25 protein-coding genes and 1 pseudogene are annotated in these 24,367 nt (G+C 66.6%); 11 read left to right on the top strand and 15 right to left on the bottom strand.

Translation table 11 applies throughout. From position 1 onward, the window contains the following. Positions 1-20: 20 nt before the first annotated feature. Positions 21-737, bottom strand: coding sequence for an SDR family NAD(P)-dependent oxidoreductase (locus tag OHA42_RS29280; protein WP_406231011.1), 717 nt, complete (start codon positions 735-737; stop codon positions 21-23). 103 nt (positions 738-840) lie between these two features. On the opposite strand from OHA42_RS29280, the gene OHA42_RS29275 reads away from it, so the two are divergent. Further along, positions 841-1,680, top strand: a complete 840-nt coding sequence (locus OHA42_RS29275) for a helix-turn-helix transcriptional regulator (RefSeq protein ID WP_406231010.1) — start codon at positions 841-843, stop codon at positions 1,678-1,680. 209 nt (positions 1,681-1,889) lie between these two features. Here OHA42_RS29275 and OHA42_RS29270 read toward each other — a convergent pair whose 3' ends face one another. Both OHA42_RS29270 and OHA42_RS29265 read right to left on the bottom strand, forming a co-directional pair. Next, positions 1,890-2,489: a dihydrofolate reductase family protein gene (locus OHA42_RS29270; protein WP_406231009.1), complete on the bottom strand. Its 600-nt coding sequence runs from the start codon at positions 2,487-2,489 to the stop codon at positions 1,890-1,892. After that, positions 2,486-3,331, bottom strand: coding sequence for a metalloregulator ArsR/SmtB family transcription factor (locus OHA42_RS29265; RefSeq protein ID WP_406231008.1), 846 nt, complete (start codon positions 3,329-3,331; stop codon positions 2,486-2,488). The genes OHA42_RS29270 and OHA42_RS29265 overlap by 4 nt, the downstream gene beginning before the upstream one ends. A gap of 455 nt (positions 3,332-3,786) precedes the next feature. Between OHA42_RS29265 and OHA42_RS29260 the strand changes: the two genes are divergently transcribed. From OHA42_RS29260 to OHA42_RS29250, 3 genes and pseudogenes are all read left to right on the top strand, one after another. Further along, positions 3,787-4,137: an ATP-binding cassette domain-containing protein gene (locus OHA42_RS29260; RefSeq protein WP_406231007.1), complete on the top strand. Its 351-nt coding sequence runs from the start codon at positions 3,787-3,789 to the stop codon at positions 4,135-4,137. A gap of 194 nt (positions 4,138-4,331) precedes the next feature. Further along, positions 4,332-4,796 (top strand): annotated as a pseudogene (locus tag OHA42_RS29255) (ATP-binding cassette domain-containing protein); the annotation flags it as partial. 475 nt (positions 4,797-5,271) lie between these two features. Continuing rightward, a complete protein-coding gene (locus tag OHA42_RS29250) occupies positions 5,272-6,012 on the top strand; it encodes an SDR family oxidoreductase (protein ID WP_406231006.1) in 741 nt (246 codons plus the stop codon). 160 nt (positions 6,013-6,172) lie between these two features. On the opposite strand, the gene OHA42_RS29245 is transcribed toward OHA42_RS29250, so the two are convergent. Beyond that, positions 6,173-6,328, bottom strand: coding sequence for a hypothetical protein (locus OHA42_RS29245; RefSeq protein WP_406231005.1), 156 nt, complete (start codon positions 6,326-6,328; stop codon positions 6,173-6,175). 287 nt (positions 6,329-6,615) lie between these two features. Here OHA42_RS29245 and OHA42_RS29240 point away from each other — a divergent pair, with 287 nt between their 5' ends. Next, a complete protein-coding gene (locus OHA42_RS29240; protein WP_328402905.1) occupies positions 6,616-6,762 on the top strand; it encodes a DUF1059 domain-containing protein in 147 nt (48 codons plus the stop codon). Between the two features lie 380 nt (positions 6,763-7,142). On the opposite strand, the gene OHA42_RS29235 is transcribed toward OHA42_RS29240, so the two are convergent. Beyond that, entirely contained in the window at positions 7,143-8,090 is a 948-nt protein-coding gene (locus OHA42_RS29235; protein ID WP_406231004.1) for an EamA family transporter, read from the bottom strand. A gap of 38 nt (positions 8,091-8,128) precedes the next feature. Here OHA42_RS29235 and OHA42_RS29230 point away from each other — a divergent pair, with 38 nt between their 5' ends. Further along, positions 8,129-8,659, top strand: coding sequence for a CGNR zinc finger domain-containing protein (locus OHA42_RS29230; protein ID WP_406231003.1), 531 nt, complete (start codon positions 8,129-8,131; stop codon positions 8,657-8,659). Positions 8,660-8,729: 70 nt separating this feature from the next. Here OHA42_RS29230 and OHA42_RS29225 read toward each other — a convergent pair whose 3' ends face one another. From OHA42_RS29225 to mptB, 10 genes are all read right to left on the bottom strand, one after another. Continuing rightward, positions 8,730-8,936 (bottom strand): hypothetical protein, encoded by a 207-nt coding sequence (locus OHA42_RS29225; protein WP_406231002.1) that lies wholly within the window; start codon positions 8,934-8,936, stop codon positions 8,730-8,732. 120 nt (positions 8,937-9,056) lie between these two features. Then, positions 9,057-9,926, bottom strand: a complete 870-nt coding sequence (locus OHA42_RS29220) for a 2-hydroxyacid dehydrogenase (protein ID WP_406231001.1) — start codon at positions 9,924-9,926, stop codon at positions 9,057-9,059. 113 nt (positions 9,927-10,039) lie between these two features. Then, a complete protein-coding gene (locus tag OHA42_RS29215; RefSeq protein ID WP_406231000.1) occupies positions 10,040-10,912 on the bottom strand; it encodes an LLM class F420-dependent oxidoreductase in 873 nt (290 codons plus the stop codon). A gap of 122 nt (positions 10,913-11,034) precedes the next feature. Then, positions 11,035-11,907, bottom strand: a complete 873-nt coding sequence (locus OHA42_RS29210) for an aldo/keto reductase (RefSeq protein WP_406230999.1) — start codon at positions 11,905-11,907, stop codon at positions 11,035-11,037. A gap of 232 nt (positions 11,908-12,139) precedes the next feature. After that, positions 12,140-12,724: a TetR/AcrR family transcriptional regulator gene (locus OHA42_RS29205; RefSeq protein WP_406230998.1), complete on the bottom strand. Its 585-nt coding sequence runs from the start codon at positions 12,722-12,724 to the stop codon at positions 12,140-12,142. A 5-nt stretch (positions 12,725-12,729) separates the two neighbouring features. Beyond that, on the bottom strand, positions 12,730-13,422 hold the full coding sequence (locus tag OHA42_RS29200) for a type 1 glutamine amidotransferase domain-containing protein (RefSeq protein ID WP_406239666.1): 693 nt from the start codon (positions 13,420-13,422) through the stop codon (positions 12,730-12,732). A gap of 467 nt (positions 13,423-13,889) precedes the next feature. Further along, entirely contained in the window at positions 13,890-14,864 is a 975-nt protein-coding gene (locus OHA42_RS29195; RefSeq protein WP_406230997.1) for a COX15/CtaA family protein, read from the bottom strand. Between the two features lie 68 nt (positions 14,865-14,932). Beyond that, entirely contained in the window at positions 14,933-15,724 is a 792-nt protein-coding gene (locus OHA42_RS29190) for an ABC transporter permease (protein WP_406230996.1), read from the bottom strand. Then, positions 15,721-16,653 carry an ABC transporter ATP-binding protein gene (locus tag OHA42_RS29185; protein WP_406230995.1) on the bottom strand — a complete coding sequence of 311 codons (933 nt, stop codon included), beginning with the start codon at positions 16,651-16,653 and terminating at the stop codon, positions 15,721-15,723. Before OHA42_RS29185 ends, OHA42_RS29190 begins: the two co-directional genes overlap by 4 nt. After that, positions 16,650-18,329, bottom strand: a complete 1,680-nt coding sequence (gene mptB, locus OHA42_RS29180) for a polyprenol phosphomannose-dependent alpha 1,6 mannosyltransferase MptB (RefSeq protein WP_406230994.1) — start codon at positions 18,327-18,329, stop codon at positions 16,650-16,652. The genes OHA42_RS29185 and mptB overlap by 4 nt, the downstream gene beginning before the upstream one ends. A gap of 418 nt (positions 18,330-18,747) precedes the next feature. Between mptB and OHA42_RS29175 the strand changes: the two genes are divergently transcribed. Genes OHA42_RS29175 through OHA42_RS29155 form a run of 5 tightly spaced genes read left to right on the top strand, consistent with a single transcriptional unit; the run spans position 18,748 to position 24,367 of the window. Continuing rightward, positions 18,748-19,653 (top strand): helix-turn-helix transcriptional regulator, encoded by a 906-nt coding sequence (locus OHA42_RS29175; protein ID WP_406230993.1) that lies wholly within the window; start codon positions 18,748-18,750, stop codon positions 19,651-19,653. Next, on the top strand, positions 19,650-21,086 hold the full coding sequence (sufB, locus tag OHA42_RS29170) for a Fe-S cluster assembly protein SufB (RefSeq protein ID WP_406230992.1): 1,437 nt from the start codon (positions 19,650-19,652) through the stop codon (positions 21,084-21,086). The genes OHA42_RS29175 and sufB overlap by 4 nt, the downstream gene beginning before the upstream one ends. Next, positions 21,086-22,297: a Fe-S cluster assembly protein SufD gene (gene sufD / locus OHA42_RS29165; RefSeq protein WP_406230991.1), complete on the top strand. Its 1,212-nt coding sequence runs from the start codon at positions 21,086-21,088 to the stop codon at positions 22,295-22,297. Before sufB ends, sufD begins: the two co-directional genes overlap by 1 nt. 38 nt (positions 22,298-22,335) lie before the next feature. Then, positions 22,336-23,112 (top strand): Fe-S cluster assembly ATPase SufC, encoded by a 777-nt coding sequence (gene sufC / locus OHA42_RS29160; RefSeq protein WP_406230990.1) that lies wholly within the window; start codon positions 22,336-22,338, stop codon positions 23,110-23,112. Between the two features lies 1 nt (position 23,113). Next, the gene (locus OHA42_RS29155) at positions 23,114-24,367 is read left to right on the top strand and encodes a cysteine desulfurase (RefSeq protein ID WP_406230989.1); all 1,254 of its coding nucleotides are present in this window, start codon (positions 23,114-23,116) and stop codon (positions 24,365-24,367) included.

Genomic DNA, 24,367 nt, shown 5'->3' with positions numbered 1-24,367 from the left:
TCAATCACCGATCCCGGTGGCTACCACGGCAAGGCGCCGGTGGTGTCGAAATAGCCGCCGGTGGGTCCATCGGGGGCCACCTGGGCCATGCGGACGATGATCTCGGCACCCTGCTGAACGGTCTGCGTGCCCAGGCGCCCGTTCAGATCTGTCGCGGTGTAGCCCGGCTCCACCGCGTTGATCCGCATGTTCGGAAACGCTTTGGCGTACTGCACGGTGATCATGTTGACGGCGGCCTTCGATACCGGATAGGCGACTCCCGGGTATGCGTGTGCGGGTGTGTCCGGGGTGGTGACCCGGGTCAGCGAGGCCAGGCCGCTGCTGACGTTGACCACGACCGGAGCGGCGGACCGCTGCAGCAACGGCAGGAAGGCGTGGGTCACGCGCACCACACCGAGGACGTTCGTCTCCAGCACTGGCCGCATCATGTCGGCGGTCACCGCGGCGGCGCCGACCACGCCCTTGTCCTGCGTCTGTCCTTCGAAGCCTGCGATGCCCGCGTTGTTGACGAGCACATCCACACCGCCATCGGCTTCGATCGTTTTCGCCGCGGCCACGACGGACGCGTCATCGGTGACGTCGATGACCACCAACCGTGCACCGAGCTGTTCGGCGGCGTGGCGTCCGCGTTCGGCGTCCCGGCTGCCGAGGTAAACGGTGTGGCCTGCCGCGACGAGCCGCCGGGCGGTCTCGAAGCCCAAGCCCTTGTTCGCTCCGGTGATCAGTGTCGTTGTCATGGCTTCATGGTCGCGCCGGGCAGCCGTGGTCAACCAGTCGTCCGGTCTTCCTGGGACTGCTGATACCAGGCAGTTCGGCGCTCGGCCGGGCACACTGAAGGACATGGCAACAGCGGAATTCGGGAAGGCGGTGCGCCGCTGGCGCGACCAGGTGTCACCTGAGACCGCCGGGCTGACCGTGGGTGGGCAGCGCCGCGCTCCCGGACTGCGCAGGGAGGAGCTCGCGCTACTGGCCGGCATCTCCGTCGACTACGTCACCCGCCTCGAACAAGGCCGCGCAGCCAACCCCTCGACACAGGTCGTCGAGTCGCTGGCCAGGGCCCTGCGGTTGTCCGCGGCCGAGCGTGCGCACCTGTTCCTGCTGGCCGGGCTGGCGCTGCCGGACCCCGAAACCGTGCCCACTTACATCACCTCGAGCGTCCAGCGCGTATTGGACCGCCTGACCGGGACACCCGTCGCTGTCTACGACGCATCCTGGACGCTGCTGCTGACCAACCCACCGCACGTAGCGTTGATGGGCGATCCGCCGGCCCGCCACAACAATGAACGCAACGGTGTGTGGCGACATTTCCTCGGCTCGGGCACCCCCGCCCGTCGCACCCCGAAGGCCATGCACGCATACGAAACCGCCCTCGTCACCGACTTGCGCACCGCCGCCGCCCAATATCCCGCCGACCAGCGCCTGCGAAAGCTCATCGCGGACCTGCGCGCCGAGAGCGCCCGGTTCGCCGCACTCTGGGATTCCGGCGCTGTCAGCCGCCGCGAGGCTGCCCGCAAGACGATCGATCATCCGCAATTAGGTTCCTTGACGTTGGACTGCGACGTGCTCACCGTGGCGGGCAGCGACCTGCGCATCATGATCTACACAGCCGAGCCCGGCACCGAGGACGCCGAACGCCTCGCAACACTTACGGTGCTCGGCACCCGGACACTCGTCGGATAGCGTCCGGCAGCTCGATACATCCGCCTCAGCCGCTGATCGGTTGTGTGGCAGGACATCCGGCCAGGCGAGCGCGTCCGGGTTCGCAATGCGCGCTCATGCCAGCGTGCCCGCAACCATCGCTGTAACAGCGGTCTACTGCGTCCGCAACCCGAGCAGCTGGCGGCTGTGCGGACGTAGTCGCTGTGCTGGACGGCCGCACACCGCGGCCGTTAGCGTGCGCGGTCGTAGACCATGGCGATCTCGCCCAGCTCGCCGGTCTCCTGGTGTGTGAGTGTCCACTTCGAACTCGGCAGGCCGTCGTCGAACAGCCGCTGCCCATCTCCGGCGATCTCGGGGCAGATCAAGAGGTACAGCCGGTCGAGCAGGTCCGCGGCGAGGAGTGCCTTGGTGATGGTCGGGCTGGTGTTGACGAGGATGTTGCCCGCTCCGGTGGCCTTCAGTTCGGCGATGACGTCGGCAGCGGGGGCGTTCACCATGCGGGTGCGTTCCCACGGCGCTTCGGTCAAGGTGGTCGAGAGGACCACCTTTTCGGTGTCGACGAGCCACTTCGCGTATCCGCGATCGCGCGGATCGGCGTTGTCGTCCGCGGCGACCGTCGGCCAGTACCCGAGGAACCCCTCGGCGTTGAGCCGGCCGAGCAGCGCTGTCGTCGCGCCCTCGTAGATGCGGGTGAGGTGGTCTCGTGCGACCTCGGTGGTTGCGTAGCGGACGATCGCCTCTGCATCGGTTGGCCCGCCCGGGCCGTTGTAGCGTCCGTCGAGGGTGAGGGCGATGTTCGCGGTTACCTTGCGTCCGGTCGAGGTGGTCATGCTTGTGTTTCCTTTCCTTTGGTATGTGCTGCCGTGGTGGTGCGCGTAGGTGTACCGACTGTGTCGGCGAGGTGGTCGAGTACCTGGCCCCAGCCGGTTTCGATCCCGGCGATGTAGGGGACGGCCTCGACGGCCGTTTCGGTGATGGTCAGGCCGAGCCGCAGCCGGGTGCCGTCCGGGACCGCGGCGAGGGTCAGGTCGTAGTGGCCGGTGAACGAGACCGCCCCCGCCGCGTCCAGCACCGATAGGTCGAACACGAGATGCTCGGGTTCCATCGCGGCGTGGACCCGTCCCTCGGAGCGGTACCGCCGCCCCTCGGCCTCGTGGTACTCGAGGACGGCGCGACCACCCCGCTTGGGCTCGACGGCGCAGTCGATGACCGTCATCGACGGCGGCGCCCACCAGGACGCGAGCAGGTCCGGGTCGACCCAATGCCGCCAGACGACGTCCCGGGCCGCGGCCAGCACGCGCTCGAACGAGAAGGTGCGTCCGTCCGCCCACCGTTCCCGGTCCGCGACAACGGATTCCGCTTCGATGGCGGCACGGTAGCGCGCGATGACGTTTCGCTCGTCCTGGTGCGCCTCGGTGGTCTCGACCAGTTCCCGCAGCCGGCACTCGAGGGCCTTCAATGGCGCCGCCTCGACCGCGTAGACGCGACGTTGCCCGAGCGGGAAGACCGTGACGAGGCCGGCGCGGGCGAGAGTCTGGAGGTGTTTGGTGGTCTGCGGCTGCCGTAAGCCGGTCCGCTCGGCCAGTTCGCCGACAGACCGGGGCCGCTCGGCGAGGAGCTCGACGATGCGCCACCGCGCGCCGTCTCCAAGTGCTGATGCGATCTCGTCCACGCCCAAAGTATTCACTATAAAGAATATTCGCGTCAAAGAATATTTTCGGCAAGGTCGGATCTGCGTGTCCGGGGTGACGAGGCGGTTCATGCTCAGTCGTCGAGCAGCCGCCATGCGGTGCGGGCGAGCCTGGCCCGTAGCGGTCCGGTGGGCTCGGTGGGTTCGGTGGTCTGCGCGGCACTTTTGTCGCGATTCATCCAGGGCGTGTCGGTCGAGTCGCACCAGTGGCCCGGCACATTCCACCGATCGCAGGCGATCCTGTCCGCCGAGGTGTCCGAGCGGCAGAACGCCGAACTCGCCGCGGCCCTGCGCCACGCCCCGGTCCAATGCGGCGCGCGGAATTAGCGACTATCGAAATATCAAGGCGTAGGCGAGGTTCCGAGATCGAAGCGGATACCGGAGCGGAGCACTCCGCTGGCGGACATTCCGAACATGTGGTGGAAGGTTTCGCTGAAGTGGGACGGGGTGGCGAAACCTGCGTCGGTGGGCCGGGCACGGTCACTGCGATCGTCGGTCCGTCGGGAAGTGGTAAATCCACGCTGGTTCAGCTGTTGCCGCGGTTCTTCGATCCGTCCAGCGGTTCGGTCGCGCTGGGCGGAGTCGATCTGCGCGAGCTCGGCAGCCGTGAGCTCTACCGGACGGTTTCCTTCGTTTTCCAGGATGTTCGCCTGCTGCGCGCATCGGTTGCGGACAATATCGCGCTGGCGGTGCCCCATGCCGACCTCGAGGACGTGGTTCGCGCCGCCCGCCTGGCGCACATCCATGATCGAATTCTCTGCTGGCGCCGTTCATTTCCGCCGCGGTGACGCCGCTGACGATCGTTGTCGTGATGTTCGCCTTCGATTGGAAGATGGGATCGGCTGCGTTGGTCGCCGCACCGGTGGTCGCGACGATCCAGATCCACCGGCTGCGCCTGGATGTATTCGATGACTCGCCCGGCGGCCTCATCACCACGTTCGATGCGCTCGGTATCGGTGGCGGCCATCGCCCGGCCGGTCCAACGATCGAGGAGAACGTACGTCTCGGCCGCCCGGACGCAAGCGAAGCCGAGGTGCGGGCGGCAGCGACCGCGGCCCGGCTGGACGAAGTGATCGAGCGACTGCCCGGCGGTTGGGCGACGAATGTCGGCGAGGGCGGCGCACTGCTGTCCGGCGGTGAGCGCCAACGTGTTTCGATCGCGCGAGCGCTGCTGAAGAATGCGCCGATCGTGCTGCTGGACGAAGTGACCTCCGCGCTGGACCCGGTCAACGAGGCGGCCGTCCACGCGGGTATCGAGCGCCTGATGGCAGGCCGGACAGTGGTCATGGTGGCGCACCGGCTGCGCACCGTCCAACGCGTCGATCGTGTCGCCTTCCTGGACGGCGGCCGGATTGTGGAGGAAGGCAACCACGAGGAGCTACTGCGCCGCGGCGGCCGCTACGCCGATTTCTGGAACATGTCCATGGCATCCGTAGCGAGTGAATGAGTCGGAATGTTGATCAATCTATTGGTCGCGGGAGCGTCGGGCCGGCACACCAGGCACAACGCACCCGAGGAAAGCTCATCACAGAGCAATGGCACCTCATCGAGTTGGATGCCCCGCGACACCACGGCTGTCACCGTGGCGCGAGGCGGCCGTCTCGAGAAACGGATCAAAGCCCATGCGCGCCCCTCGAACCCTATCCACCCAGAACGACGTGATGCTGCGGGATGTCGGCTTTCTCCAGCCCGGAGCGTATTTCCTGCCAGTATTCATCGACTTCTGACAGACACAGTCCGCCAACTGTTTGCTGGTGGGATGCTGTAAACGCGGCAAGGTAGTCGACCACTCGTACCCAAGTCCGCGGGAAGGGCCGGATCGACGTCGGGCCGCCGCAGTGACCACGTCTTCGGACATCAGTGCAATCGACCTCTATGAACCTCCGGCTTGCCCGGGTGGCATGCCGTGAAAGGTGAGAACCATGAAGCTCATAGTCATCGGCGGTACCGGACGGATCGGCTCCCAGGTGGTGCAGAAGCTGACCGCAGCCAGACACGAGGCCGTCCCCGCGGCACCGTCCACCGGTGTCGACCTGATCTCGGGAAATGGTCTGGACCAGGCGTTGGAGGGCGCCGACGTCGTGATCAACTTGGCGAACTCGCCGACCTTCGACGAGGCGTCCCTGGACTTCTTCCGCACCTCCATGAACAACCTGCTCGCGGCAGGAGAGAGTGCCGGTGTCGCGCACCAGGTCGTCCTCTCGATCGTCGGAGTGGACCAGGTGCCCCAGCTGGACTATTACCGGGCCAAGGCGCTGCAGGAGGACCTGCTCCGGCAGGGGCCGACGCCGTACTCCATCGTCCGCGCCACCCAGTTCTTCGAGTTCATGGACGCGGTCTTGTCCTGGACCTCCGACAGCGACGCCGTCCGCCTGCCCGCTACCCGCCTCCAGCCGATGGCCGCCGCTGACGTCGTCGACGCGGTCGTCGAGGTCTCCACTGACACCCCGCTGCGAGGGATCCGGAACTTCGCAGGCCCGGACGTCTTCCCCCTCGACGAACTCGGCAGGATCACCCTGGCGGCACAGCACGACAACCGGACCGTCATCACCGACGACACGGCCGGCATGTTCGCAGGCATAACCGGCGACGTGCTCACCGCCGGACCGGACGCACGCCTGGCACCCACGCATTACCGGGACTGGATCCAGAACGCCCACTGATCAGGGGATCCCGGTCCCCAGTCAAGGCCGAGGCGCGCGCCTCCCATCGACATCCGAACGGGTACATCCGACGCCAGCGTTCGCCGATCAACTGTGTCGGAATTCAGGCGGCACTCGCCCTCGCCGGTACGCACGCTCCGGCCGTGTCGAGTGCGTTCCTTCAGCGGCTGCCCATGCGGGCGAGCTGATCGAGCAGCAGTACCACCATGGCTACCGCGAGTGCTACCGCGACCCCGGAGTGACCATCGGTGCGCCCGTAATCGACGGCGAGCCCGACAGCCAGCGCTAGGACGGCGAATGCGAGGACGCGCTTCACAGATCCCAGTGTGACCGAAAGCTGCCTTCCTCGATCGCGGTGCGGTGTGCCGGGCGTTTCCGACCGAGGGCAGGAGTGCGCCGGCCCCGATAGGATGCCGAATACAACCAGGCCCTCATCGCCGAGGCCGCCGCATATGTAGTTGCCACCCTCGACTGCCCGCTTGGGGCAGGCTGCAAGCCCAACGCTTGTCGGCGGTGGAGTCGGTGGGCCGGGGTCGGTGGGGTTGCGCAACGCCGCGCTGGGACCGCACGCCTAGACTCTCGATCGAGAAGGAAGGACAGCTGATGAAGCGAAACCTGAACTGCCCCTGCGGAGAAGCCATCGTCGGAACCGACGAGGACGATCTCGTCGAGAAGACGAAGGCTCACTTGGCCGCGAACCATCCAGGCCACGAGTACTCGCGCGACGAGATCCTGTTCATCGCTTACTGATCGATGACTGTGTTGCGGCCCGCGTCGGAAAGTAGTGGGCCGTTTTCGCGAATCTTCGCTTGTCTTACGGACAATGATCGCGCCAACCCATCTCGCGCGCCGCGGACTGCTTGTCTGCCAACGTATCCGGCGAACATGTTGTCGGGCGCGGCGTGTGCTCGAGCCGATGTGCGGGGCTCGGCCGGTGGCCGCGATACTCGTTCCTGCCGACTCGGCCTCGGTAGTACTCAGCGGCTACGGTGAACGCGGCCTTCGGCTCCAGGACATGTCGGGATAGGCGTCTCCGCGCTGGTCCTCGAGGATCCCGGCAATGCCGTCGCCGGCAGGTCCAGGTCGCCGTGCCACGCTGACCTGCGGCGGGCGTCGAGGCCCGCTGGCCGTCAGGAGTCGGAGGCGCCGGTGGGTTCGCCCCGGCGGACGACCACGACGCCGGTGAGGATGAGCGCTCCGCCGAGGAGTTGGATCGGGCGGGGGGCCTCGCCGAGGAGGGCCCAGGCGAAGGTGAGGGCGGCCAGGACTTCGAAGAGAGCGACGAAGGATGCCAGGCGCGAGCCGAGGAGGCGGGTGGCGGCGATGCCGGAGACGTAGGCAAGGGCGGCGGTCACTATGCCGAGGGCCAGGACCGGAAGCCACCACGGGATGGTGAAGTCTTGGAAGACAACGGGATTCGTGGTTGCATGCAGGGGGACGATGCCGATCGCGCCCGCTGCCAGCAGGCCGAGTCCGCCGATGAGGAGTCCACCCGCGGCGAGGACGGTGCCCGGAAGTGTGCCGTCGCCGTGGGCGGAGAGAATGAAGTAGGCGGCGGCCCCGATCATGGCGGCGAGGGCCCACGCGATGCCGACCCAGTCGGTGGTGAGGCCGGAGCGCGGGTCGATGACCAGGACGAGACCGGCGGTCCCGAGCACGGCGCCCGCGACCGTCGCCGCGCCGGGCCGTTGGCGATGGCGCAACCACAGCCAGCTCACCACGGCGATCGGAGCGGTGTATTCGATGAGCAGTGCCACCCCGACTTCCATATGGGCGACCGCATTGAAATACGCCAGTTGGGTGCCGGCGACGGCGAGCAGTCCATAGGCGGTGATCAGGGCGGCGTTGCGGCGCAGCAGCTGCCAGTCGCCGCGCAGCTGCACCGCGGCGATCGGCACGAGCACGGCAGCGGCCACCAGCACCCGGACGGAGACCACGGACGCCGAACTCCAGCCCGCGTTCATCAAGCCGCGTGCCAGTGGCCCGGAAAGCCCGAACGACGATGCCGACAGCACCGCGCGGATCAGTCCGGAGCGCAGTCGCCGCTGTACGGCACTGTCATGAGTCATCGTCGCCATGAGTAATGACGCTAGAATCGCATTGGTAATATGTCAACATGACATTTGCTCATGACACCGAAGCGGCGCTGCTTGCCGCGGTGGAGTTGGTGAACTCGGCGGAGGAGCCGGACACATTGACTGAGATCGCCCAGCTCGATGAGTTTTTCGTCAAACATGTCTATACCGGCGTACACACCGGCGACGCTGCGGAGCTGGGAGCGGTGCGCGCACTGCGCGCACCGCTACGCCGGATGCTCACCAGTGACCGCGATACGGCAGTCCAGCTGGTGAACGAGACTTTGGCGAAGCATCGAGCGGTACCGCAACTCGTCCGACACGGTGACATCGACTACCACATTCACGCGGTGCCCGCGCAGGCTCCGATGCCCGTCCGGATCGCCGTCGAGACCGCGATGGCGATGATCGATCTGATTCGCTCCGACGAGCTGAGCCGACTGTCCTTCTGTGCCGACAGTGCGTGCGCGGGCCTCGTTCTCGACCTGTCCCGCAACAGATCTCGCCGCTACTGCAGCACCGCGTGCGGAAACCGAAACGCCGTCGCGGCCTACCGCGCCAGGAAGAAATAACCCTACGGTCGGTGCGTCCGGCGTGTCCGTCCCTCCCGGATTCCATGTCCGGGAGGACGGACCTCGAAACCTACTTTCCGGAACCGCTCGCCGACAGCGATTCGAGCAGGCAGTCCCATTGCGGGGCGCCGCCGGGGCAGCCCGGGCTGGCGATCGGACCCGACTGCTCGACCGGTTCGGCGGGCTGCAGCGGGATGGCCGACGCAGGTACGGCGGCAGCCAAGGGGGCCAGCAGGATTGCGCCGGCAAGGATTCCGGCACGAACGTGGTTACGCATCTATGGTTTCCTTTCGAGCGGCGAGGGGAGTCGCGTCAGAGAGGCTATTGGTGTGGTCGACATCGTCGACAGACCTTGGAAGGTGCGCCACCGAAGTTGGGGGCATCCCCGATAATTCGGTCAATACTCGCCGTGGACAAGATTCTTCGGCTGTTCGCCGGCCGCGAACCGCGCGATCTCCGAGGCGGCGACGGCATAGGCGCGTTCGGTGCTGCCGCGGCTGTTGCCTGCGACGTGGGGTGTCAGCAGGATGCCGGGTGCGGTCCACAGTGGATGGTCGGACGGCAGTGGTTCGGGATCGGTGACATCGAGGGCAGCTCGGAGCCGGCCCGAGATGAGCTCGGACAGTAGCGCTTCGGAGTCTACGACCGGTCCGCGCGCCACATTGACGAGAATCGCGTCATCGGCCATTCGAGTGAGAAACTTCGCGTCGACCAGTCCGATGGTCTTGCCGGTCACCGGAACCATCAGCACGACGACGTCGAAACCTCCCAGCAATTCCGGCAATTCATCGACACCGTGCACGCCGTCGCGGGCATTGACCCCGACCAGAGTGAGCGTCGCGTCGAACGCTTCCAGTTTGCGTCGCAGTTCGATGCCGAGATCACCCGCCCCGATACCGAGAACTCGTTTGCCTGCCAACGTATCCGTCTGATGGTGATTCCATCGGCACGCACGCTTGGTGTCGGCGAATCCGCCGAATTCGCGATAGATCGTCAGTAACGCCCCGAGCACCCATTCCGCAACGCTGGCCCCATGCGCGCCGCGCGCATTCGACAGCAGCACACCGTCGGGCAGTTGCCCGATCCAGCCGTCGGCCCCTGCGGTAAGCATCTGCACCAGCCGCAGTTTCGGCAGACCGGTGAGATCGATCGAATCCGGCCGGGTGAGGAATGCCGGGATCAGGACTTCGGCCAGCTCGGCACCTGCGGGGAGCGGCCTGCCCGGCTCGAAGCGCAGTGGGCGGATGCCGGTTACCTCCGAGAGCATCCCGACTCCATAATCATCTGGCACGAGGACAGTGACCGGCATGCCTTCCACACTAACTGCGGATTGCGGTGCGCGACCGGCAGATGCGTGAGTCGTGCTCACCTCGCGGAGGACTACTCGGCAGGACGCAGATGATCCGCGCAGGCAGCAGCATACGTGTCCAGCAGCGCGTCGGTTTGCGCGGTGGGCAGCGCGTCGAGGTTGAAGATCACGCGGTGCACATCGAGTTCGGCCAGTCGGTCCACGACGACCGCGGCGTCGTCCGCGGACACACCGGTCGTCACGACCACGGAAACCATCTTCGGTGCGCGACCCAGGTGCGCGGTGAGGTTATCGAGCTCGGCGATGCGGTGCGCGAGCTTATCGATGGCACCGACCGAGGACACGAACGGCATCCAGCCGTCGGCATAGTCGACCACGCGCTGGAGCACGGTGGGGCCCATGCCGCCGATGAGGACGGGCGGATGCGGGCGCTGTAATGGTTTGGGCCACTGGAACACCGGATCGAAATCGACGAATTCACCGTGGAATTCCGCCTGCTCCCGCGTCCAGAGTTCCTTGATGGCCAGGACCCGCTCGCGCAGCAGCCGGGTCCGTGAACCCGGACGGGTGCCGTGGTTGCGGATCTCCTCGAGATTCCACCCGGCGCCGACTCCGAGCTCGAATCGGCCGCCGCTGATCCGGTCGAGGGTGGCCACCTCTTTGGCCAGGATGATCGGATCACGTTGGGCAACAAGAGCAATCGCAGTCCCGATTCGTACTCGTTCGGTGACTGCCGCGATGGCAGACAGTGCAACGAAGGGGTCCAGCGAACGGAAGTATGCGCGCGGCAGTTCGCCGGAGCCGTAGGGCGTGTGCCGCGCGACCGGAATGTGGGTGTGCTCGGCCAGGAACAGTGCCGCGAAACCAAGTCCTTCGACGCTCGTGCCGAACTCGGCCGGGCTGATGCCCTCGTCGGTCAGGAACGTGCTGAACCCGATTTCCATGCGTGCTCCCGGTGGCTGCGGATTTGATCCCAGGTAGTAGACCGCAGGTCGCACTGCGCGCAGTAGGCGGGCGGCCATTCGCAGGGGCGGCGTCAGGTCGCCGCCGCCCCTGCGAACGTCGGTCAGACCGCGTCGGTGAGTGCCACGAACTCTTCGTCGGAGAGCGTGATCGTCGCGGCCGAGGTGTTCTCCTCGACGTGCCCGACACTGGAGGTGCCGGGGATCGGCAGCACGACAGGGGAGCGGCGCAGCAACCAGGCCAGCGCCAGCTGGGACGGGCTCGCGCCGTGCTCGTCGGCGAAGGTGTCGAGCGGACCGCCGGGGCGGGCGAGCTCGCCGGTTGCGATGGGGAACCAGGGAATGAAGGCGATGTTTTCGGCCGTCGCGTAGTCCAGCACGTCTTCGGCCTTGCGATTGGCGAGGTTGTAGAGGTTCTGCACCGAGACGATGTCGGCGATCTCCCGAGCTTGCTTCAGCTGTTCGACGGTCACTTCCGAGACCCCGATGTGGCGGATCTTGCCTTCTTGCTGCAGTTCGACGAGCGCACCGAGCTGATCGGCGAGCGGGACGGCCGGATCGATACGGTGCAGCTGGTAGAGATCGATCTGTTCGAGCCCGAGGTGGCGCAGGCTCAAATGCAGTTGCTGGCGCAGGTATTCGGGCCTGCCGACCGGCCGCCAGTCGCCAGGGCCCGACCGCGTCAGACCGCCCTTGGTGGCGATCACCAGGTCATCGGCGTAGGGATGCAGGGCGAGCCGGATGAGGCTCTCGCTGACGAACGGTCCATAAGAGTCCGCGGTGTCGATGAAGTTGACACCGAGCTCGACCGCGCGGCGCAGGACGCGAACGGCTTCGGCCGGGTCGTCGGGGTCGCCCCAGACGCCGGGACCGGTGATCTGCATGGCGCCGTATCCGAGGCGATTGATCGGCAGGTCGCCGCCGAGCGCGAAGGTGCCCGAGGCGTCGGCCGGGCGAGACGTTGTCTGTGCGGTCATACGGTAACTCCCTGATCAAGTCGTTGATTCATCGAATGTCGCGCGCACGTGGTGAGGTGGGGCGGCGCGGATGGCGCATTCCACCCTTGCGAGCAACACCTCGACCGCCCCGGATATGCCTGTGCGGTGCCTGCGGCGGGCACGCCTCGTCCGCGACTGTGGGGAAGGCATCGCCACGGAAAATAAAGGGCTGGATAGTGAATCGGCTCCAGCACACAGGCGCACCGGCTCGCTAGCCACGCACCCGCGATCGGACCGGACTGGTCGCGGCGAGCTCGACACCGGCCGGCACGCCGAGCCCGGAAACCGCGGCGTCGACGGCGGGGCGCAGCAGCTCGGTGCGGTCCGCGGCGATCAGCCCGACGAGCACGGCCAGGCAGATCTGCGCCGCGTCGTCGGGTCTCGGCGCGGCCGACTCTGCGAACACTGCGCTGAGCAACGTGAGCAGCTCGGTGGTGAAGCCACGGCAGATGTCGCCGCTCAATCGTGTGTGCTCATCGAGCAATTCGGCGGCGTGTGGAGAATCGGCAAACGGTCCGGTGGCGAGATCGAGCTTGGCCGTAAGGATTTCGTGCACCCTATCGGCGACGGGAGCGTGCCCGGCCGCGGCCTGCCGTGCCCGCCGCAGTGCTCGGTCGTGCAGGCGCGCACTCAGGCGGCGGACCGCGTCCTCTTTGTTGTGCACGTATTGATAGACCGCCGACCGCGACATACCCATCTCACCGGCAATGTCGTCCATCGTGGTGCGTCGCACGCCGTAGCGCGCAAGGCAGCGCGCCGTGGCGTCGAGCACCTCGTCGGTCCGGTCGGCGGCCATCGTATTCAGCCCAGTGCTTTGACCAGCTCCGCCGCCAGCGGCGCCGACGATGCGGGGTTCTGGCCGGTGTAGAGGGTGCGATCGACCTCGATGTGCGCAGCCCACGGCTCGCCCTCGCGGAAGTCGACACCCAGGTCGACGAGCCGATCCTGCAGCAGCCACTTGGCCTTGTCGGCGAAGCCGGCCTGGGTCTCTTCGGCATTGGTGAAACCGGTGACCCGGTAGCCCGCGAACGGTGAGTTGCCGTCGGCGGCGGTGGCGAGCAGGGCGGCCGGAGCGTGGCAGACAACGCCGAGCGGCTTGCCCGAGGCCAGCGTCGCGTTGAGCAGCGCGCCCGATTCGGCGTTCACGGCCAGGTCTTCCATCGGGCCGTGTCCGCCGGGGTAATAGACGGCGTCGTAGTCGGCGAGGTCCACGTCCGCCAGCCGGATCGGCCGCCGCAGCTCGGTCGCCGCGTCCAGCACTGCCGCAACCGCGGCCGCACCCTCCTGGCCACCGTTCACCTCGGGCGCCAGGCTGCCCTTGTCGACCGTCGGCGCCACACCGCCCGGGGTGGCGACCACGATCTCGTGACCCGCGGCCTTGAACGCTGTGTATGGCGCGACCACCTCTTCGGCCCAGTAGCCGGTCGGATGTCTGGTGCCGTCGGCAAGGGTCCAGTAGTCGACGCCGGTCATGACGAAAAGGATCTTCGACATCATTTGCCTCCTGATCGTGGATTTGTCGACGTGCTGACATTTCATGTCCGGATCGTCAGCTCGTCGCCAGCACCACGGTAGGTAGCGATTCATCGGAGCACCAATAGGATCGTTGATACGAGACATCGAAATGCTGATGGCTCAGCGGTCGACGCCCACTGCTCGTGGAGTAAGCGGCCGAGTCGGTACGACCGGTAGATGATGAAGCCGGATCCGCCGAGCACGTGCCGTGCCCCCTGGTCACCGCGCCTGTATCGAAGAAATCGACTTTCAATATCTGGGCTGCCGCGCATTGCGCGGTGTCGACAGCGTCCATATAGTCGCTCTGCGCTCCGTGCCTGGCTGCGCGGTCGATATGCTCGCCGCGACCATCCTCACGCCGCGAAACTTAATTCTGACCCTCGAAAAACGGTGACAGGCAACCGGTTTCGACATCGACACCGAGGTGTCCACCAGCGGGACCCGGCTTACGTAGACCGAACGGCAGCGTCGGGCAGCGACGCTGAGACGCGTTCGCGGGTGCGCAGCGACGCCCAGAGGGCGGCGGTGGCGGCGGTGCAGGCGGCGGCGCCACCGACGTGGATCGCGACGAGGGCTGCGGGCACGTCGGTGAAGTACTGGACGATGCCGATCAGCGACTGCCCGCCGACCAGGCCGAGCAGCACGAACAGCCGCGAGCGGACGGCGGGAGTGATGCCGACCGCGAACAGCCCGAAGGCCAAGCCGATCAGCAGAGCCAGGTAACCGACAAGCAGTTGCGAATGCAGGTGCACCAGGGTGACGATCTCGACCTGCAGGCGCTCGACCTGGCGCTCGATGCTCTTGTCGCCCGCGTGCGGACCGGCGCCGGTGACCAGGGTTCCCGCGATGAGCACGGCGGCGAGGGCGACGCCGCTGAGTGCGGTGAGCCAGCGCAGCGGGGCGGGGGCCTGGATCACTTCGATGCCGTCGTCGGGTGCACTGACCTTCGCGAACATCACCACCGAAACCCAGACCATGAGCATCGACGCGAGCAGGTGAACAGAGACGGTCCACCACAGCAGGCCGGTGCGGACGGTCATGCCGCCGATGATCGCCTGCAGGACGGTGCCGCCCGGCATCAACCACGCGTAGACCAGCACCTCGCGGCGTCGGCGGGCGCGCGTGACGGCCAGCACGATGAGTGCGGCGCACAGGGTCACCGCGAACGACAGCAGGCGGTTGCTGAATTCGACGGTCTGATGCAGGACCGGGACCTCGGAGACACCGATCGGGGTGAAGCTGCCGGGGAAGCATTGCGGCCAGGTCGGGCAGCCGAGACCGGAAGCGGTGACGCGCACGATCGCGCCGGTGACCGCAATGCCTGCTTGCGACAGGATGACGGCGGCCGCGATCCAACGCTGCACCTTCAGTGAGGGGAGCGGAAGCTTGTCGACGAGACGCAAAAATGCGCGATACAGCACGCGAACGATGGTAGCGGCTGCCGGTTGGGGCGACTCACCCGGTCTACTACGTGGTGTCGTTGTGCAACTCAGTCGAAGCGGAAGAAACGGGTTGCCAGGAGCGCGGACACCGCGCCCCACGCGGCGAGGACCGCGATTCCGAACCAGTCGACACTGCTGCGCATAGCGTCTTCGAGAGTGACCGCGAGCGCACCCGAGGGGACAAGCCTGGCCAGCACGTTCACCGCGGTCGGCAGGTCGTCGGAGGCGAAGACGATGCTGGCGACACCGAGCATCACGAACCACAGGATATTGGCGAGCGCGAGCACGATTTCCGCCTTGAGGGTGCCGCCGAGCAGCAGCCCCATCGCCGCGAAAGTCGCGGTGCCCAGTGCGATCACCAGCGCGCCGAGCGCGAGTCCGGCGAGATCGGGCCGCCAACCGAGCGCGAAGCCGATGATGCCGAGCAGGATGGCCTGCAATACCACCACGATCAGCACCGCCGCGCACTTGCCGCCGACGATGCCCCAGCGGGGCAGCGCGGTCGCGCCGAGACGTTTGAGCGCGCCATAGCGACGATCGAAGCCGACCGCGATGGCCTGCCCGGTGAACGCGGTGGACATCACGGCCACCATCATGACCGCGGGCACGAGCTTGTTCACCCGGTCCTCGCCCAGATCGCCGAAGGGGAGCAGGGACAGCCCGACCAGCAGCGTGATCGGGATGAACATGGTCAACAGCAGTTGTTCGCCATTGCGCAGCAACAGGATCAGCTCGAGTCTGGTCTGCGCACGCATCATGGAGGCCCAGCTGTTGGGGCGCGAGTCGGGGGTGAAGGTGCCGGGTGCGAACCGGTTTCCGACGAGATCGGGCTGGTTCATCCGCGTAGGTCCCGTCCGGTGAGTTCCAGGAAGACGTCTTCGAGGCGGCGCTGGTCGATCCGGATGTCGGTGGCGAGCACGTTGACCCTGGCACACCACGCGGTCACCGTCGCCAGCACCTGTGGATTGATCTCGCCCTCGACCAAGTAGCAGCCCGGCGTCGTCTCGCGCGGCGAGAAACCTTCCGGCAGTGCCGTTTTCAACAGTTCGAGATCGAGTTTCGGTGGGGCGGAGAAGCGTAGCTGTCCGGCGGCGCCGTGCGCGGTCACCTCGGCGGGCGTACCGGCGGCGACGATGCTGCCGTGGTCGATGATCACCAGCTGGTCGGCGAGCTGTTCGGCCTCGTCCATCAGGTGTGTGGTGAGCAGGACGGTGACCCCGTCGCGGCGCAGCGCGTCGATCAGCTCCCACACGATCAGCCTGGCCTGGGCGTCCAGGCCTGCGGTCGGTTCGTCGAGGAACACGATCTCCGGCTTGCCGACCAGCGCACACGCCAGCGCGAGTCGTTGTTGCTGCCCGCCGGAAAGACGGCGGTACGGGGTGCGCCGGTTGTCTTGCAGGCCGAGGGTTTTCAGTAGCCAATCGGGGTCGATCGGGTCGGCGGAATAGGCCGCGACCAGGTCGAGCATTTCGCCCGCCCGCGCGCCAGGGTAGGCGCCGCCGCCCTGCAGCATCACGCCGATGCGCGGCCGAAGACGGTCGGAGTCGGCGATCGGATCCAGGCCGAGCACCCGCACCGACCCGGCGTCCGGCGTCACGAAGCCTTCGCACATTTCGACGGTGGTGGTCTTGCCTGCGCCGTTCGGGCCGAGCAGTGCGAGCACCTGTGCCTGCTCGACATCGAAGCTGATCCCGTCGACCGCGGTGGTCTCGCCGTAACGCTTGACGACGCCGTCGATGTGTACGGCGGGTCCGGAGGCTGCGGTCACGATGAGACACCGTAGGACGTCGGCTGCTGTGACGGAGCCGACACCCCCGACTGGCCACGCCACGGTAGCGCATTGCGGGTGATCACGATGAAGAGCAGGCCCACGATCACGGTGACGATCGCCGAGCCGACGATCTGGAAGACCTCGAACTCCCCGCCGCGCGGCATCTGCAGCACGCTGACGATCGCCGAGAACAGGATGGCGGGCACGCGGAATATCGGCCGGGTCGCCCATGCTGCCAACGGCACGATCGCCCACAGCAGATACCAAGGTTGCACCACCGGGAACAGCAGCACGATGGCGCCGAGCGAGACACCGAGCGCTCCGACCGGATGCAGTCGCCCGGTTCCGGCGGCGACCAGCATGCGCACCGTCACAAACGCCGCGACCACTGCCGCGATCGGCCGGGTGATGCTCAGCATCGCTGTGGTGTGGTCGCCGAGGCCGAGCAGCACGCCGCCGAATCCGGTGACAATGCCGACTGCGGTGGGCAGCGACATCCAGCTGCGCACCGCGCTCGCGGTATTGAGCGTATGGATCCAGCCGAACCCGAGGCCGCTCAGTGAACTGATCAAAGCTGTGGTGCTGAGCGCGATTGCGCCGAGTAGCGCGGCGGAGATGACGAGCGAGCGCATACCGCCGCCCCATTTGCGGGCCAGCGCGACCCAGACGAATCCCATCGTGACAATCGAGGTGACCTTGATCGACGAGGACAAGGTGATGACCACCGCCCCGCCGATCAGCAGCGCGTAGGCCCGTCCGTCGAACGGTTCGATGTCGATCGCGCGCAGGCAGAGCTCCAGACCCGCGAGCATCAGCCCGAGCATCAGCGCATCGTTGTGCACGCCGCCGACGAGATGGAACAGCACCAGCGGGTTGGCCGCGCCGAGCCACAGCGCGCTCACCGGCGCCACCCCGCAGCGCGCCGACAGCCGCGGCAGCGCCCAGACGATCAGCGCGACTCCGGCCAGCGCGAGGATTCGGTGCATCCAGACGCCCATGATGATGTTGTCGCCGGTCAGCGCGGCGATGCCGCGTCCCATCCACAGGAATAGCGGGCCGTACGGTGCCGGCGTCTCGCGCCAGATGTTCGGGACATTTCTGGTCAGCACATTGTCGTTTCCGAGTGCCTGGGCCGGCCCCATCTCATAGGGGTCGATGCCGCGCGCGGCGATCTCGCTCTGTGCCAGATAGGAATACACGTCGTTGCTGAACAGCGGCGGCGCGATACACAGCGGCAGGATCCACAGCAGCAGCGTGCGGTCGAGCTGCGAGCGGGTCAGCCGGTGCAGGGGCGAGCCACCCAGACCGCCGACCGCGAAACGGCCGAGCAGCAGCCACGCGAGCACCACCATCGTGGTGCCGACCATGCACACCGCCAGCGACCCGGTGTGCGCGCGCCCGAAGATCGCGATGATGCGGATGCCCGAGGTGGGATTCTGCAGCACCGGCTGGGCTCCGACGCCGAGCGCGCTGATCACCATCAGCACCGTCCCGGTCGCGCCCAGCAGGCGGATCCGATCGAGCTGCGCCATCTCCCGGCGGTCGAGCTCCGGGACCTCTGATTCGTCGCGATGCAGAACCGCGACAGTGTGATCGGCGGCAGGCGCGTCGAGCCCGAGTACCCGGCGTCCGAGTGCCTTTGTGCTGCGCCGCGCGCTGTCGAGTACCGCCACGAGACGAAGCCTAGAGGAATGCGGGTGCCCTCACCGTGGCGGACGGCGGCCGACTATTCCGAGCTGTTGGCCAGCGTCGGTGGAGCAGAATTGGCGGCATGGTTTCGGAATCGAGGCGGTGGATCGAGGGGCCGCGGCGGCGGGGTTCTTCGCCCGGCGGGGCACGGTCGCACCAGCCACCGATGGGAAGCCCGCGCTGGATGCTGTGGCCAGTGTCGCAGTGATCGTCATTTGAGTGATCGCACAGGCGTTGGCGAATATTCGGATACCGGTGATTCCCACTCGGTCGAATCCCTGTTTTCACAGTTGATTGCGCGGATGTTCGGCAGCGAGGCGCAGTGCGATCGATCACAGTTGCGAGCTCCAAATCTCGTGGCGAACATCTGGCTGGCGAAGAATCGCGTGATTGTCGGGCTCCATGGGATTCATCGGCAGGTCACGAGCCCTCTGGGTCAGGGCACCCTTATTAGATTCCGGGAAGGAATTCCGCCACACTGGTGTTGTGAAAACCGTGGGTTTGCCGCATGACGAGGACTCCAGAGCCGGTCGCCGTACCGGTGCTGCGTCGTCGGCCGCGCCTGCGACCCTCGTCCCGAGCGGTGAGGGGCATACGCGGGCAGCCATCGTCCAGCTGCTGCTGGAAGACGGACCGATCACCGCGACCGCCATCGGAACCAAGCTGGGCTTGACCCCGGCCGGGGTCCGTCGCCATCTCGATGCGCTCATCGACTCCGGTCAGGCCAGGGCCAGCCGGTCGGCGCCCTGGCAGCAGAAGGGCCGCGGTCGGCCCGCCAAGCAGTACCAGCTCACCTCCGTGGGCCGCGGCCGGTTGGGGCATGCCTACGACGACCTGGCCGGCGCGGCTATTCGGCAGCTCGGTGAGATCGGCGGCGATCAGGCCATCACCGAGTTCGCACGCAAGCGGGCGCGCACCATCGTGGCAGGCATCGAGCCCGTCGGTGAGCACACGCCGGAGACGACCACTGCGAAGGCAGGCGAGATCGCCGAGGCGTTCACCGACGCCGGTTTCGCCGCGACCACCCGCAAAGTGGGCGCGGGCGTGCAGATCTGCCAGCACCACTGCCCGGTCTCCCATGTGGCGGAGGAATTCCCGCAGCTGTGCGAGGCCGAGCTGGAGGCTTTCCGGGACCTGCTCGGAACCCACGTGCAACGACTTGCGACGATCGCCAACGGCGATTGTGCGTGCACCACCCACGTGCCGCTGTTCGTTCCCCCTATTACCGATATGAAGTCAGCTTCTCCATCAACCGCTGCACAGCCCGCAGCGGGACGTACGAACGACTCCGGAAGGAGTGCCGAATGACGACAACCACCGACCAGGTGCAACCGCTCACTCAGGAAGAGACCATCGCTTCACTGGGCAAATACGGTTACGGCTGGGCCGACTCGGATGTGGCCGGTGCCAGCGCGCAACGAGGCCTCTCCGAGGAGGTTGTCCGCGACATCTCGGCGAAGAAGAGCGAGCCGGACTGGATGCTGGACTACCGCCTCAAGTCACTGCGCATCTTCGATCGCAAGCCCATGCCGAACTGGGGTTCCAACCTCGATGGCATCGACTTCGACAACATCAAGTACTTCGTGCGTTCCAGCGAGAAGCAGGCCGAGACCTGGGAAGACCTGCCCGAGGACATCAAGAACACCTACGACAAGCTCGGCATCCCCGAGGCGGAGAAGCAGCGCCTGGTCTCCGGTGTCGCGGCACAGTACGAGTCCGAGGTCGTCTACCACTCCATCCGTGAGGACCTGGAGAAGCAGGGTGTCATCTTCCTCGACACCGACACCGCACTGAAGGAGCAGCCGGAGCTGTTCCAGAAGTACTTCGGCACGGTGATCCCGGCCGGCGACAACAAGTTCTCCGCGCTGAACTCCGCCGTGTGGTCGGGTGGCTCGTTCATCTACGTGCCGCCGGGCGTGCACGTCGACATCCCGCTGCAGGCCTACTTCCGGATCAACACCGAGAACATGGGCCAGTTCGAGCGCACCCTGATCGTCGTCGACGAAGACGCCTACGTGCACTACGTCGAGGGCTGCACCGCGCCGATCTACAAGTCGGACTCGCTGCACTCCGCGGTCGTCGAGATCATCGTGAAGAAGGGCGGCCGCTGCCGCTACACCACGATCCAGAACTGGTCGAACAACGTCTACAACCTGGTCACCAAGCGGGCCAAGGCCGAGGCGGGCGCGACCATGGAGTGGGTCGACGGGAACATCGGCTCCAAGGTCACCATGAAGTACCCGGCCGTGTGGATGACCGGCGAGTACGCCCGCGGTGAGGTGCTCTCGGTGGCGTTCGCCGGTCCGGGTCAGCACCAGGACACCGGCGCGAAGATGCTGCACCTGGCGCCGCACACCTCCTCGACCATCATCAGCAAGTCGGTGGCGCGCGGCGGTGGCCGGGCCTCCTACCGCGGCCTCGTTCAGGTCAACAAGGGCGCGCACGGCTCCAAGTCGACCGTGAAATGTGATGCGCTGCTTGTCGATACGATCAGCCGCTCGGATACCTACCCCTACGTCGACATCCGTGAGGACGACGTGACGATGGGCCACGAGGCCACCGTGTCGAAGGTGTCCGAGGACCAGCTGTTCTACCTGATGAGCCGCGGCATGACCGAGGACGAGGCCATGGCGATGGTGGTGCGCGGGTTCGTCGAGCCCATCGCCAAGGAACTGCCAATGGAATACGCACTGGAATTGAACCGGCTCATCGAGCTGCAGATGGAAGGGGCCGTCGGCTGATGGCGACTGGCGTTGTTGGAGCGGTCGAGGGCGAGAACCCTACGGCCAAGCCGATTCAGAACCCGGGCGCCGGCTCCGCGACCAACAAGGGTGAGGTGTTCACCTCCTACGACGTGAACGCCTTCGAGGTGCCCTCGTCCAAGGATGAGGCGTGGCGGTTCACGCCGTTGCGTCGACTGCGCGGCCTGCACGACGGCACTGCGGTGCGCGACGGACAGGCCACGGTCGAGGTCAGCTCGGTCGCCGATGTGAACGTGGAGACCGTGGCGCGCACCGACTCTCGCCTCGGCGAGGCCGGCGTGCCGTCGGATCGCGTTGCCGCCCAGGCGTACTCGGGCTTCGAGTCGGCGACCATCGTGTCGGTCGGTGCGGAGACCGAGGTCGCAGAACCGGTGATCGTCACGGTCACCGGTCCCGGCGAGGGTATGACCGCCTACGGTCACTTGCAGATCCGGCTGGCCAACTTCGCCACGGCCACTGTGGTCATCGACCAGCGCGGCAGCGGAACCTACGCCGAGAACGTGGAATTCGTGCTCGGTGACAGCGCGAAGCTGACCGTCGTCGCGGTCCAGGACTGGGCCGACGACGCCGTGAATGCGACCGCACACCACGCGCTGCTCGGCCGCGACGCCACGCTGCGCCACATCGCGGTCACGCTTGGCGGTGACCTGGTTCGCCTCAGTGGAACCGTCCGCTACGCGGGCCCCGGCGGCGACGCCGAACTGCTCGGCCTCTACTTCGCCGACGCGGGCCAGCACTTCGAGCAGCGCTTGCTCGTCGACCACTCGCAGCCGAAGTGCAAGTCGAACGTGCTGTACAAGGGTGCGCTGCAGGGAGATCCGCATTCGCCCAAGGGTGACGCCCGCACCGTGTGGATCGGCGATGTGCTGATCCGTGCGGCCGCCGACGGTACCGACACCTTCGAGGTGAACCGCAACCTGGTGCTCACCGACGGCGCGCGCGCAGACTCGGTGCCGAACCTGGAGATCGAGACCGGCGAGATCGTCGGCGCGGGTCACGCAAGTGCTACCGGCCGTTTCGACGACGAGCAGCTGTTCTACCTGCGCTCCCGTGGTATTCCGGAGGATGTGGCGCGACGCCTGGTGGTGCGCGGCTTTTTCCAAGAAATCATCCAGAAGATCGCGGTCCCCCAGATCCGGGAGCGGCTGGAGTCGGCCATCGAGGCCGAGCTCGCCGCTGTCGGCGTCTGATCCCGAACCACTCACCCCCACAAAGGAACTCGAATTCGATGACCACCCTGGAAATCAAGGACCTGCACGTCGAGGTTGCCAACCCGGACGAGTCCGGTGAGCCCATCAAGATCCTGAAGGGCGTGGATCTCACCATCAAGTCCGGTGAGACGCACGCCATCATGGGCCCCAACGGCTCCGGCAAGTCGACCTTGTCGTACGCGATCGCCGGCCATCCCAAGTACACGGTGACCTCCGGTTCGATCACCCTCGACGGCGAGGACGTCCTCACGATGTCCGTCGACGAGCGTGCGCGTGCGGGCCTGTTCCTTGCCATGCAGTACCCGGTCGAGGTGCCCGGCGTCTCCACGTCGAACTTCCTGCGTACCGCTGTCACCGCCGTCCGCGGTGAGGCCCCCAAGCTGCGGCACTGGGTGAAGGAAGTCAAGGAGTCGATGAGCGAGCTCGAGATCGACGCCGCCTTCGCGGAACGCAATGTGAACGAGGGCTTCTCCGGTGGCGAGAAGAAGCGTCACGAGATCCTGCAGCTCGGCCTGCTCAAGCCGAAGATCGCCATCCTCGACGAGACCGACTCCGGACTGGACGTCGACGCGCTGCGCATCGTGTCCGAGGGCGTCAACCGCTACAAGGAGCGCGAGAACGGCGGCGTGCTGCTGATCACGCACTACACCCGCATTCTGCGCTACATCAAGCCGGAGTTCGTGCACGTCTTCGTCGGTGGCCGCATCGTCGCCGAGGGTGGTTCGGAACTGGCCGACGAACTCGACGCGAACGGCTACGTCCGCTTCACCCAGTCTGCTACCGCAGGAGCCTGATATGACCGCCACGGTCCCCGCACTCGACGTGGCCCGCATCCGGGCCGATTTCCCGATCCTGAGCCGTACGGTTCGGGATGGGAAACCGTTGGTGTACCTGGACTCCGGCGCGACCTCGCAGCGGCCCGTCGCGGTCCTGGACGCGGAACGCGAATTCCTGGTCCAGCACAATTCGGCGGTGCATCGCGGCGCGCACCAGCTGGCCGAGGAGGCGACCGACGCCTACGAGGATGCCAGGGCCGATATCGCCAGGTTCGTCGGCGTGCACGCCGGTGAGATCGTTTTCACCAAGAACGCGACCGAATCACTGAACCTGGTGACGTACTCCTTCGCCGACAGCCGGTTCCCGTACCACGTCGGTCCCGGCGACGAGATCGTCATCACCGAGCTCGAGCACCACGCGAATCTTGTTCCGTGGCAGGAGCTCGCGCGCCGCACGGGCGCGACGCTGAAGTGGTACGGCATCACCGACGACGGCCGGATCGATCTCGATTCGCTCGAATTGTCGCCCGCCACCAAGGTTGTCGCGTTCACGCATCAGTCGAATGTCACCGGCTCGATCGCGCCGGTGGCCGAATTGGTGCGCCGGGCAAAAGAAGTCGGCGCTCTCACGGTGCTGGACGCCTGCCAGTCGGTGCCGCACATGCCGGTGGACTTCCGCGAGCTCGGCATCGATTTCGCCGCGTTCTCCGGTCACAAGATGCTCGGACCTTCCGGTGTCGGTGTGCTCTTCGGCCGCCGCGCGCTGCTGGAGGAGACCCCGCCGTTCATCACCGGTGGCTCGATGATCGAGACCGTCACCATGGAGGCGAGCACCTTCGCCCCGCCGCCGCAGCGGTTCGAGGCGGGCGTGCCGATGACCTCGCAGGTGGTCGGACTCGGTGCCGCGGTGCGGTATCTCGAGGCAATCGGCATGGAAGCCGTTGCCGCACATGAGCACACGCTCGTCGACGCGGCGCTGGCCGGACTCGGCGCCATCGACGGCGTGCGGATCGTCGGACCGACCGAGAACGTCGACCGCGGCGGCGCGGTGTCGTTCGTGGTCGACGGCATCCACGCGCACGATGTCGGCCAGATCCTGGACGACGAAGGCGTCGCCATCCGAGTGGGTCACCACTGCGCGTGGCCGCTGATGCGCCGCCTCGGCGTGCCTGCGACAGCGCGCGCCTCCTTTGCGGTTTACAACACCCTCGACGAGGTAGACAAGCTGGTAGCCGCAGTGCGGAAGGCTCAGAGCTTCTTCGGGGTTGGATAA

The organism is Nocardia sp. NBC_01009 (assembly GCF_045208035.1).
Taxonomy (GTDB): Bacteria; Actinomycetota; Actinomycetes; order Mycobacteriales; family Mycobacteriaceae; genus Nocardia.
Note: the sequence above shows the minus strand (reverse complement) of the source record. Positions and strands in the feature narration are given on the sequence as shown.

What these genes read in the sequence shown, in the direction of transcription:
- OHA42_RS29280 (WP_406231011.1), bottom strand. Translation starts at nt 737, where the DNA reads ATGACAACGACACTGATCACCGGAGCGAACAAGGGCTTGGGCTTCGAG.
- OHA42_RS29275 (WP_406231010.1), top strand. Translation starts at nt 841, where the DNA reads ATGGCAACAGCGGAATTCGGGAAGGCGGTGCGCCGCTGGCGCGACCAG.
- OHA42_RS29270 (WP_406231009.1), bottom strand. Translation starts at nt 2,489, where the DNA reads ATGACCACCTCGACCGGACGCAAGGTAACCGCGAACATCGCCCTCACC.
- OHA42_RS29250 (WP_406231006.1), top strand. Translation starts at nt 5,272, where the DNA reads ATGAAGCTCATAGTCATCGGCGGTACCGGACGGATCGGCTCCCAGGTG.
- OHA42_RS29240 (WP_328402905.1), top strand. Translation starts at nt 6,616, where the DNA reads ATGAAGCGAAACCTGAACTGCCCCTGCGGAGAAGCCATCGTCGGAACC.
- OHA42_RS29235 (WP_406231004.1), bottom strand. Translation starts at nt 8,090, where the DNA reads ATGGCGACGATGACTCATGACAGTGCCGTACAGCGGCGACTGCGCTCC.
- OHA42_RS29230 (WP_406231003.1), top strand. Translation starts at nt 8,129, where the DNA reads ATGACATTTGCTCATGACACCGAAGCGGCGCTGCTTGCCGCGGTGGAG.
- OHA42_RS29225 (WP_406231002.1), bottom strand. Translation starts at nt 8,936, where the DNA reads ATGCGTAACCACGTTCGTGCCGGAATCCTTGCCGGCGCAATCCTGCTG.
- OHA42_RS29220 (WP_406231001.1), bottom strand. Translation starts at nt 9,926, where the DNA reads ATGCTCTCGGAGGTAACCGGCATCCGCCCACTGCGCTTCGAGCCGGGC.
- OHA42_RS29215 (WP_406231000.1), bottom strand. Translation starts at nt 10,912, where the DNA reads ATGGAAATCGGGTTCAGCACGTTCCTGACCGACGAGGGCATCAGCCCG.
- OHA42_RS29210 (WP_406230999.1), bottom strand. Translation starts at nt 11,907, where the DNA reads ATGACCGCACAGACAACGTCTCGCCCGGCCGACGCCTCGGGCACCTTC.
- OHA42_RS29205 (WP_406230998.1), bottom strand. Translation starts at nt 12,724, where the DNA reads ATGGCCGCCGACCGGACCGACGAGGTGCTCGACGCCACGGCGCGCTGC.
- OHA42_RS29200 (WP_406239666.1), bottom strand. Translation starts at nt 13,422, where the DNA reads ATGTCGAAGATCCTTTTCGTCATGACCGGCGTCGACTACTGGACCCTT.
- OHA42_RS29190 (WP_406230996.1), bottom strand. Translation starts at nt 15,724, where the DNA reads ATGAACCAGCCCGATCTCGTCGGAAACCGGTTCGCACCCGGCACCTTC.
- OHA42_RS29175 (WP_406230993.1), top strand. Translation starts at nt 18,748, where the DNA reads ATGGGATTCATCGGCAGGTCACGAGCCCTCTGGGTCAGGGCACCCTTA.
- sufB (WP_406230992.1), top strand. Translation starts at nt 19,650, where the DNA reads ATGACGACAACCACCGACCAGGTGCAACCGCTCACTCAGGAAGAGACC.
- sufD (WP_406230991.1), top strand. Translation starts at nt 21,086, where the DNA reads ATGGCGACTGGCGTTGTTGGAGCGGTCGAGGGCGAGAACCCTACGGCC.
- sufC (WP_406230990.1), top strand. Translation starts at nt 22,336, where the DNA reads ATGACCACCCTGGAAATCAAGGACCTGCACGTCGAGGTTGCCAACCCG.
- OHA42_RS29155 (WP_406230989.1), top strand. Translation starts at nt 23,114, where the DNA reads ATGACCGCCACGGTCCCCGCACTCGACGTGGCCCGCATCCGGGCCGAT.